A 9,029-nucleotide genomic window follows, 5' to 3' on the forward strand; every position below is an offset into this window, starting at 1 on the left:
ATTATTATAGTAAAATCAATTTGATTTATATATACAGATTTAATTTGAAAAGTAATATAAATAAGGCGGAAAGGCTATGAAAACATATAACTTGCTTTATGAAAATTTAGAAAATGTGAAAATAAAAGGAGTTACAAAAACAAATATTCCCAAATTTAGGAAATTGGGAGTTTTTACACTTTATGACTTGCTTTATTTCTTTCCAAGAGCTTATGAGAATAGGAGCAATCATAAGAAAATTGCGGAAATTCTGGCAGATGAATTTGTGATTTTACAGGGAACGGTTGTGAATGTGGTTAATCAGTATATAAAGGCTGGAAGGACTATGTTTCGAGCGGTTTTGAGTGATGATAGCGGAATGATAGAGCTTGTGTGGTTTAATAACAGGTTTGTGAAAAATGGTATTCACATTGGCGATGAGATTACAGTTTATGGGAAAGTGAGAAAGACTGTAAAATTTCAGCTTGTAAATCCTGAGTATAAAAAAATCAATCAAGCTAGTTTTGATATACAGGAACAAAAGCAGATATTACCTATTTATCCGTCTACTGAGTCGCTCAGACAGCAGGCAATTAGAAAAGTTATGGAAAATGCCCTAATGGATTACGGATATTTGTTGCAGGAAAATCTACCAAAGGAATTTTTGCAGAAAGAGAAACTGCTTGGAAGAAAAGAGGCGGTTTTAAATATTCATTTTCCAGAAAATGAGGAAAAACAAAGCAAAGCACGGAAAAGATTTATGCTGGAGGAAATTTTACTTCTGGAAATGGGAATTTTGCAAAATCGTTTTAGTGTTGACAAGGCAAATAAGAATATTTATAAACTTGAAGATAACAAAAGTCTTGTGAGCAAATTTATAAAGGGTCTGGATTATGATTTGACAAAAGCTCAGAAACGTGTAATAAAGGAGATTTATTCTGAATTAAAGGCTGGAAAGATTGTAAATAGGCTTATTCAGGGGGATGTTGGTTCTGGAAAGACGATTGTTTCATTTATAATGCTTCTTTATATGGTGGAAAATAATTATCAAGGGGTAATTATGGCACCGACAGAAATTCTTGCCACACAGCATTATTTAGGAATTGTAGATGAATTTATGAATCTTGACATACGAGTGGAACTTTTGACTGGAAGTGTGAAGGGAAAGAAAAAGGAAAAACTGCTAAATGAGATAAAAGAAGGACTTGTTGACATTGTAATTGGAACACATTCTCTAATAGAGGACAATGTAATTTTCAAAAATCTTGGGCTAATTGTAATTGATGAACAGCATAGGTTTGGGGTAACACAGCGAAAACTTTTACGTGACAAGGGAAATCTTGCCAATTTAATTGTTATGAGTGCCACTCCGATTCCACGTTCACTTGCACTTACAATTTATGGAGATTTGGACGTATCAATTATTGACGAGTTGCCTGCTGGGAGAAGTCCGATTAAGACAAAATGGATACAAAATGAAATTGACAGACAAAAAATGTATAACTTTATGGAAAAGAAAATGAAAGAGGGACGGCAAGTATACATAGTATCGCCATTAATTGAAGAAAGTGAAAGCCTGAATGTAAAATCAGCACAGGAAACATATGAAGAATACATTTCAATTTTTCCAAATAGAAAAATCGGGCTTATGCACGGACGGCAAACTTACAAGGAAAAGCAGAAAGTTATGGAACAGTTTAAAAATCACGAACTTGATATTCTAGTTTCCACAACAGTAATCGAAGTTGGAGTAAACGTGCCAAATGCCTCAATTATGGTAATCCGTGACGCTCAAAGATTTGGACTTTCTTCACTTCATCAGCTACGTGGAAGAGTTGGCCGAGGAAAATACCAGTCCTACTGCTTTTTAGAATCCGAAACAACAAATGAAATTTCAACAAAAAGACTGGAAGTTATGGAAGAAACAACAGATGGATTCAAAATCGCCGAAGAAGATTTAAAGTTACGTAATTCAGGAGAAATTTTGGGAACAAGGCAAAGTGGAGTATCTGATATGCTTTTTACCGACATTGTAAAAAATGTGAAGGAAATCAAGTTTGTACGTGATTTTGTAATAGAATATTTGGAAAAGAATAATGGAAAAATAGAAAATGAATTTTTGAAAATGGATATTTATAAAAAGTTTTTCAATAATTCAGAAGATTAATTTGAAATATAGTAAGGAGAAATTTTGTGAAACAGTATTTGGCAGATTTTGGGCTACTTTTTGTAGGGATATTTTGGGGACTTGGATTTGTATTTGTGAAGATTGGGCTGAATACAGGAGTTGATCCGTTTTATTTGTCAGCGGTTAGATTTCTTGTAGGAGGGATTATTCTTTATGGGATTTTCTTTAGAAAAGTAGGAAAATTCACAAAAAATGATGTTCTTGCTGGATTAATTGTTGGAATTTTTCAATTTTTTGGATACGCTTTTCAAACTTATGGGGCAATGCTCACGACTGCTAGTAAAAATGCCTTCTTTACATCAATTAACGTTATAATTGTGCCTTATATTTTTTGGTTTTTGCACAAAAAGCGCCCTGATATTTTTGCATTTTTGGCTTCAGTTATTTGTGTACTGGGAGTTGCTGTGATAAGTTTTGATAGGAAGATGAATCTTGCAAATCTTAATTTTGGTGACATTTTGACAATTATAAGTGCGATATTTTTTGCAGGGCAAATTGCTACAAATGGATATTTTAGTAAAAAAGTTGAGCCTTTAAAACTTGTTGTTATGCAGATGTTTGTGGCGGGAATATTGTTTGTGGTAAATATTTTTATCTTTTCAGATACGAGCAAAATTCAAAAGCCTACAGGAATGATGCTGATTGCGATAATTTATCTAACAATCTTCTCAACGGCGATACCAACAGTATTACAGACGTTCTGCCAAAAATATACAACTTCCACAAGAGCTTCAGTGCTAATGTCAACAGAATCGCTTTTTGCACCACTTTTTGCATTTTTTATATTAAGTGAAAGATTATCACTCAGAGTGGCAATTGGGGCTGGATTAGTACTTTTTGCGGTACTTGTATCGGAAACAAAATTGGGATTTAGGAAGTTAATTGATTGAAAAATTTAATTTTGATATTTATAACATTCTGTTAAAATTATTAATTTTAAATTTCTAGAAATCACAACTTTTTTAGTTTATTGAAATAGTTGTTATAAGTAAAATTTATCAAGCAAAATTTCATTAAGAGAAAAAGAACTGTTTGAGCTTTTGGAATGTATTTAAAGTAAAATTTATTTTTCATATTAGAATAGTCGAGTATTCAAAAACAAGTTTTCTTTTATAAGAAAGTTTTGTGTCAAGCGGGAGTAGTTCGTAGAACTTTCGCCATAATTGTTAAGCGCTAATCAATTCAAAGATGTTAAAGCAACTGATATTGCGAAATAAGAGATATGGCGTTTGATACCTCTGCGTTAAAAAAACTAATATGAAAAATGGAGAAAAACAATTAGCTTGGTAGAAATAATTTAAAATAAAATTTAAATAAAAAATTAATTGATGTTTTGTATTAAAATTTATCAAATAATATGATAAAATAAAATGGGTAATAATGAGTTTAATAAGGAGAGAAAAAATAAAAATGAAAATAGTTTTATATGGACATCCAACTTTACGTGAAAAATCAGAAAAAGTTGACGTAGTTGATGATAATATAAGAGAAACTTTAGATGAAATGGTTGCTCTTATGAGAAAAGCCAATGGAGTGGGACTTGCTGCAAATCAGGTGGATATTGCCAAAAGATTTTTTGTGCTGGAACACGAAGGTGTTGTAAAAAAAGTTATTAATCCAGAAATTTTGGAGTTTTCTGAGGAAATTGCAGATATGGAGGAAGGATGCTTGAGTATTCCTGGAGTTTTTAAGAAAGTAAACCGTCCTGCAAAAATTAAAGTGAAATATTTGAATGAAAACGGAGAAGAAGTTGTTGAAGAACTGGATGAAATGTGGGCTAGGGCATTTCAGCACGAATTTGATCACATAGAAGGAATCCTGTTTACAGACAAACTTTCGGTTATGAATAAAAGATTAGTTGCTAAAAAATTAGATGTTCTAAAGAAAGATTTTGCAAAAGGCAGAATTTACAGGGACTTGGACAAATAAAGTCAGGAAAGCGAGAAATTAAATGAAGACAATATTTATGGGAACACCAGAATTTGCAATACCAAGTCTGGAAGTTGTATTTAAAAATACGGATTTACAGCTTATTTTTACAAAAGAGGATAAAATAAATGCTAGAGGAAATAAAATTATATTTTCTCCCGTAAAGCAGTTTGGAATTGATAATAATGTGGAAATTATTCAACCCCAAAAAATGAAGGATGAAGAAGTTATAAACAAAATTAAGGAAATAAATCCTGATTTAATCGTAGTTGTAGCTTATGGAAAAATTTTGCCAAAAGAAATAATTGATATTCCAAAATATGGAATAATAAACGTGCATTCTTCACTTTTGCCGAAATATAGAGGGGCTTCGCCTATTCATTCCGCTATTTTAAATGGGGACACTGAAACAGGTGTGAGCATAATGTATATTGAGGAAGGGCTTGATTCTGGAGATGTGATTTTAAAGGAATATTGTGAAATTACAGAAGATGATACGCTTGGGACTCTGCATGACAAATTGAAGGATCTGGGAGCAGCTGGACTTGAAAAAGCGTTGAAACTGATTGAAAATGGGGAAGTTCAGGCAGAAAAGCAGGATGATAGCAAAGCCACTTTAGTAAAGCCGATTACAAAGGAACAGGCAAAAATCGACTGGAACAACACAAAAGAAGTTATTTACAATCAGATTCGTGGATTAAACCCATTTCCAGCAGCACATACTTCCAACGAAAAAGGTGAAAACATAAAAATTTACAAAAGTGAAAAAATTGAAAAAAAATATGAAGATGAAGTAGAAAATGGTACAATTGTCGAAATTATCAATAAAAAAGGGCCTGTTGTAAAAGTCACAAATGGAGGATTATTGATTTTGGAGGCAAAATTTGAAGGGAAAAAACTTCAAAAGGGAGTAGATATCATTAATGGACGTAAAATGGTAATTGGAGAAAAATTATTGTATAGCAATTCTAGTTCAAAATAAGAATAGAAGGCTAGATTGTAATTTTCTAATTTTCATAGGAGGAAATATGAAGTTAAAAAAAATGGAAATTTCTGAAAGAGTTGTACAAAGATTGACAGAATATTTATCTATTCTAAAAGAAGTCCGAAAACAGTATAACGAAATAAATTCCATCGAACTTGCTAAAATTATGAATACTACTTCTGCTCAGGTACGTAAAGATTTATCAACATTTGGTGAGTTTGGTGTACGAGGGAAAGGTTATGATATAGATAATCTGATAGAAATTATTACAAAAATTCTTGGAATTGATAAAATTAACAATGTGATAATTGTGGGACACGGTAAGATGGGAGAAATGCTTTCCTCAAATCTCGATGTCTTAGGTGAAGGATTTAAAATTGTTGGGATATTTGACAAGGATAAGAATAAGATTGGGAAAACAGCTGCTAATAATTTAATTGTTCAGGATATACAAAATGTTGATGAATTTATAAAAAATATGAAGAATAATTCTGATACAAGAATTGAAATGGCTATTTTAGCAGTTGTAAAAGAACAGGCGCAAATTGCAGCAGAAGGTCTTGTAAAAAGTGGAATTTCTGCAATACTTAACATGACAACTTATAAATTGGAATTAGATAAAAACATAAAAGTTGTAGATATGGATATTTCAGCAAAGTTACAGGAATTAAATTTCTGGAGAATAAATAATATAAGCGAAAAAATATAATATCGAAAGGAGAACCTGTTAAATTTAATTTAGCAGGAAAGCTATGACTATAATTGATGGAAAAGCACTTTCAGAAAAGATTTTGATAGAAATTGAAAAGGAACATAGTGAACTGGAAAAGAAAGTTGGCAGAAAAGCTGGACTTGCAGTAATTATAGTAGGAGAAAATTCTGCTTCACAAATTTATGTAAGAAATAAAATAAAAGCTTGTGAAAGAGTTGGATTTTATTCTGAAACAATTAGACTTGATGAAAATATTACAGAAGAAAATTTACTTTCAGAAATAAAAAAATTAAATAATAATAGCAATGTAGACGGAATTTTGGTACAATTACCACTTCCTGAACATATTGATGAATTAAATATTGTAAATGCAATTTCAGCTGAAAAGGATGTTGATGGATTTCATACAACAAACATTGGTAAAATGATAATTGGAGATGAATCAGGATTTTTGCCTTGCACACCAGCTGGAGTGATTCAGATGTTTGAAGAATATAATGTTGATTTGAAAGGAAAAGATGTCGTTGTGATTGGGCAAAGCAATATCGTGGGAAAACCAATGACACTTTTATTAATGCAAAAGCACGCAACGGTTCAGACTTGTAATTCAAAAACAAGAAATCTATCTGAAAAATTACAAAAAGCCGATGTAGTAATAGCAGCCGCAGGTTATCCAAAATTAGTAAAAGCATCTGATGTAAAGGAAGATGTCGTTGTGATTGATGTTGGAATAAACCGTGTGGATGGAAAGTTATGTGGAGATGTGGATTTTGAAGAAGTTTCTAAAAAAGCCTCTTTCATTACCCCAGTTCCCGGCGGTGTTGGTCCAATGACAATTGCAATGCTAATAAAGAACACATTTAAATCATATAATCAAAAAATAAATAATACTAAATAAAAAGAAAGTGAGAAAATTAATGAAAGATAAAATTAAATTTATTGAAAAATTAGCCGAAAGTATGAATGAAAACAAAATTGAATCAGTAAAATACGAAGACAATAATTTTGAAGTTTCATTGACTAAGAAAAAGAAAGAAAGAAATGTCATAGTAAATAATGCGTTAGCTCAACCTATGACTACAGTACCATCAAATATTCCGCAGGAAGTACAACCGCAAGAAACATCTGCACCAGTACAGGAAGCATCTTCTGAAGAAATTTCAGGAACACAAATCACTTCCCCAATGGTTGGTACTTTTTATGCATCACCATCGCCAACAGCGTCTTCATTTGTAAAAGAGGGAGATTCCGTTACAGAAGGACAGACACTTTGTATAGTAGAGGCAATGAAACTTATGAATGAAGTAAAATCAACAGTTGCAGGAAAAGTAAAAAAAATACTTGTTAAAGACAAGGATAGTATAAAAAAAGGTCAAATATTAATGATTATTGAATAATTTTTATAAAAATAAAAAATAAAGAAGGGATAAAATTTGGAAGAGAAGAGGATTTTGTTAGATATTATTCTATTATTGGTTTTATTGTTTTTTACATCGTTTTTATCAGCTGCAGAGTCAGCATTGTCATCGCTTAAGCAGATACATTTAAAAAGTGATTCAAAAGAAAAGGAGAAAACAAAGGAAAGCGAACTTTTAAAGCTTTGGCTGGAAAATCCAAATGAATTACTTACAACACTTCTGTTTGTGAAGACAATCTCTTATTCTTCAATGGTTTTTACAGGAGTTTATTTAATAAAAAGAATTTATGCAGAAAATCTTTTTGTAGGAATTTCATTTTTTGTGTTAATTGTTCTTATCCTGATATTTTCTGAAATGGTACCAAGGCTGATAGCAAGAAACAACATCTACGGAGTTTCTAAAACATTAATAATTCCGTTAAATACAATACGAATTGTATTAAAACCGCTAATTCGCTTATTTATACATATTTCAAGATTTATTGTTGGAATATTCAAGATAAAGGTAAAAGATCAAATGTTTGAAATAACAGAAGATGAAATTTTAACATTTTTAAAGGCTGGGACAGAAAGCGGTGTGTTTGAAGAAGGCGAAGAGGAAATGATTACCAGTATTTTTGAATTTTCCGAAACAACAGTCAAGGAAATACTTACTCCACGAAGAGATGTATTTGCATTGGAAGCAGAAAGCAAAATAGATGATGTATGGGATGAAATTTTGGATCAAGGGTTCACACGTATCCCGATTTATACAGAAACAATCGACAAAATAGTAGGAACAGTCCATATGAAAGATTTACTCCGTTACGATAAGCAAACTGGAGAAAATCCTCCAATAAAGGATTTTATGAAAGAAGCCTACTTTGTTCCAATTACAAAATCTTTGATAGAATTGCTAGAAGAATTCAAGTTAAAGCAGCTTCATATGGCAATAGTTATTGATGAATATGGAGGAACACAGGGAATCGTAACAATTGAAGATTTACTAGAAGAAATTGTTGGAGAAATAAGAGATGAATTTGATCAGGAAGAAGAAAATATTCAGCAAATTCGTGAAAAAATATTTGATATAAAAGGAGATACGCCTATTGAGGAAGTAAACGATAAATTGGATATAGAAATTCCTTTATCTGAAGAATATGATACAATCTCTGGATATATTCAAGACAAGCTGGGAAAAGTTGCCGATGTATTTGATCAAGTAAAAGATGATAAATTTATATTAAAAGTGACTGATATGGATAATAAGCGTGTGGAAAGAGTAAGAGCGATTATTATTGATCAGGAGGAAGAAAGAGAGAAATAAGGAGAAAAAATGGAAGAAGTTAGACCACGAATACGTGTGGCAGGAATTCTCATAGAAGATAATAAAATTCTGCTAATTCAACATCACAAAAATAACAAAAAATACTGGCTTATTCCTGGCGGTGGAAATGATTGGGGTGAAACTACAAAAGAAGCCTTAATTCGTGAATATAAGGAAGAAACAAATATGGATATAGAAGTTGATGAATTTTTGTTCTTTTCAGAAACAATTTCCCCGGATAAGAAACGTCATGTTTTAAATCTGTTTTATAAAATACACCGTAACAATAAAAATGATAGTATCATAAAATTAGGAGAAGAAGCAGTCTTGACAGATTTGAAATTTGTAACAAAGGAAGAATTGGAAACAATGACAATTTATCCAAATATTAAAGAAAATTTATTAAAATTAATGAATGGCGAAAAGGTAGAAAATTATTTAGGAAGTTTATGGAATGAATAAAAATTCTAGTATTATAATTAAAATTTCAGAAAAGAGGGAAAAAATAAAATG

General features: G+C 31.3%; 9 protein-coding genes. All 9 read left to right on the top strand.

Features of this window, described 5'->3' with window-relative positions:
- The first annotated feature begins 76 nt into the window (after positions 1-76).
- Positions 77-2,146 carry an ATP-dependent DNA helicase RecG gene (gene recG / locus Q0370_RS00560; protein WP_299570651.1) on the top strand — a complete coding sequence of 690 codons (2,070 nt, stop codon included), beginning with the start codon at positions 77-79 and terminating at the stop codon, positions 2,144-2,146.
- A gap of 26 nt (positions 2,147-2,172) precedes the next feature.
- Positions 2,173-3,057 carry a DMT family transporter gene (locus Q0370_RS00565; RefSeq protein WP_299570653.1) on the top strand — a complete coding sequence of 295 codons (885 nt, stop codon included), beginning with the start codon at positions 2,173-2,175 and terminating at the stop codon, positions 3,055-3,057.
- Positions 3,058-3,577: 520 nt separating this feature from the next.
- On the top strand, positions 3,578-4,096 hold the full coding sequence (def, locus tag Q0370_RS00570; protein ID WP_299570655.1) for a peptide deformylase: 519 nt from the start codon (positions 3,578-3,580) through the stop codon (positions 4,094-4,096).
- A 22-nt stretch (positions 4,097-4,118) separates the two neighbouring features.
- Positions 4,119-5,078 carry a methionyl-tRNA formyltransferase gene (gene fmt / locus Q0370_RS00575; protein ID WP_299570657.1) on the top strand — a complete coding sequence of 320 codons (960 nt, stop codon included), beginning with the start codon at positions 4,119-4,121 and terminating at the stop codon, positions 5,076-5,078.
- A gap of 46 nt (positions 5,079-5,124) precedes the next feature.
- Complete coding sequence (locus tag Q0370_RS00580) at positions 5,125-5,790, top strand: redox-sensing transcriptional repressor Rex (RefSeq protein WP_299570659.1); 666 nt, start codon at positions 5,125-5,127, stop codon at positions 5,788-5,790.
- A gap of 43 nt (positions 5,791-5,833) precedes the next feature.
- Positions 5,834-6,691 carry a bifunctional methylenetetrahydrofolate dehydrogenase/methenyltetrahydrofolate cyclohydrolase FolD gene (gene folD / locus Q0370_RS00585; protein ID WP_299570661.1) on the top strand — a complete coding sequence of 286 codons (858 nt, stop codon included), beginning with the start codon at positions 5,834-5,836 and terminating at the stop codon, positions 6,689-6,691.
- Positions 6,692-6,710: 19 nt separating this feature from the next.
- Positions 6,711-7,190 carry an acetyl-CoA carboxylase biotin carboxyl carrier protein gene (gene accB, locus Q0370_RS00590; protein ID WP_299570663.1) on the top strand — a complete coding sequence of 160 codons (480 nt, stop codon included), beginning with the start codon at positions 6,711-6,713 and terminating at the stop codon, positions 7,188-7,190.
- Positions 7,191-7,244: 54 nt separating this feature from the next.
- Complete coding sequence (locus Q0370_RS00595) at positions 7,245-8,516, top strand: hemolysin family protein (RefSeq protein WP_299570665.1); 1,272 nt, start codon at positions 7,245-7,247, stop codon at positions 8,514-8,516.
- A 9-nt stretch (positions 8,517-8,525) separates the two neighbouring features.
- On the top strand, positions 8,526-8,978 hold the full coding sequence (locus Q0370_RS00600; protein WP_299570667.1) for an NUDIX hydrolase: 453 nt from the start codon (positions 8,526-8,528) through the stop codon (positions 8,976-8,978).
- Positions 8,979-9,029: the final 51 nt, after the last annotated feature.

Source organism: uncultured Leptotrichia sp., from assembly GCF_938036635.1.
Taxonomy (GTDB): Bacteria; Fusobacteriota; Fusobacteriia; order Fusobacteriales; family Leptotrichiaceae; genus Leptotrichia; species Leptotrichia hongkongensis.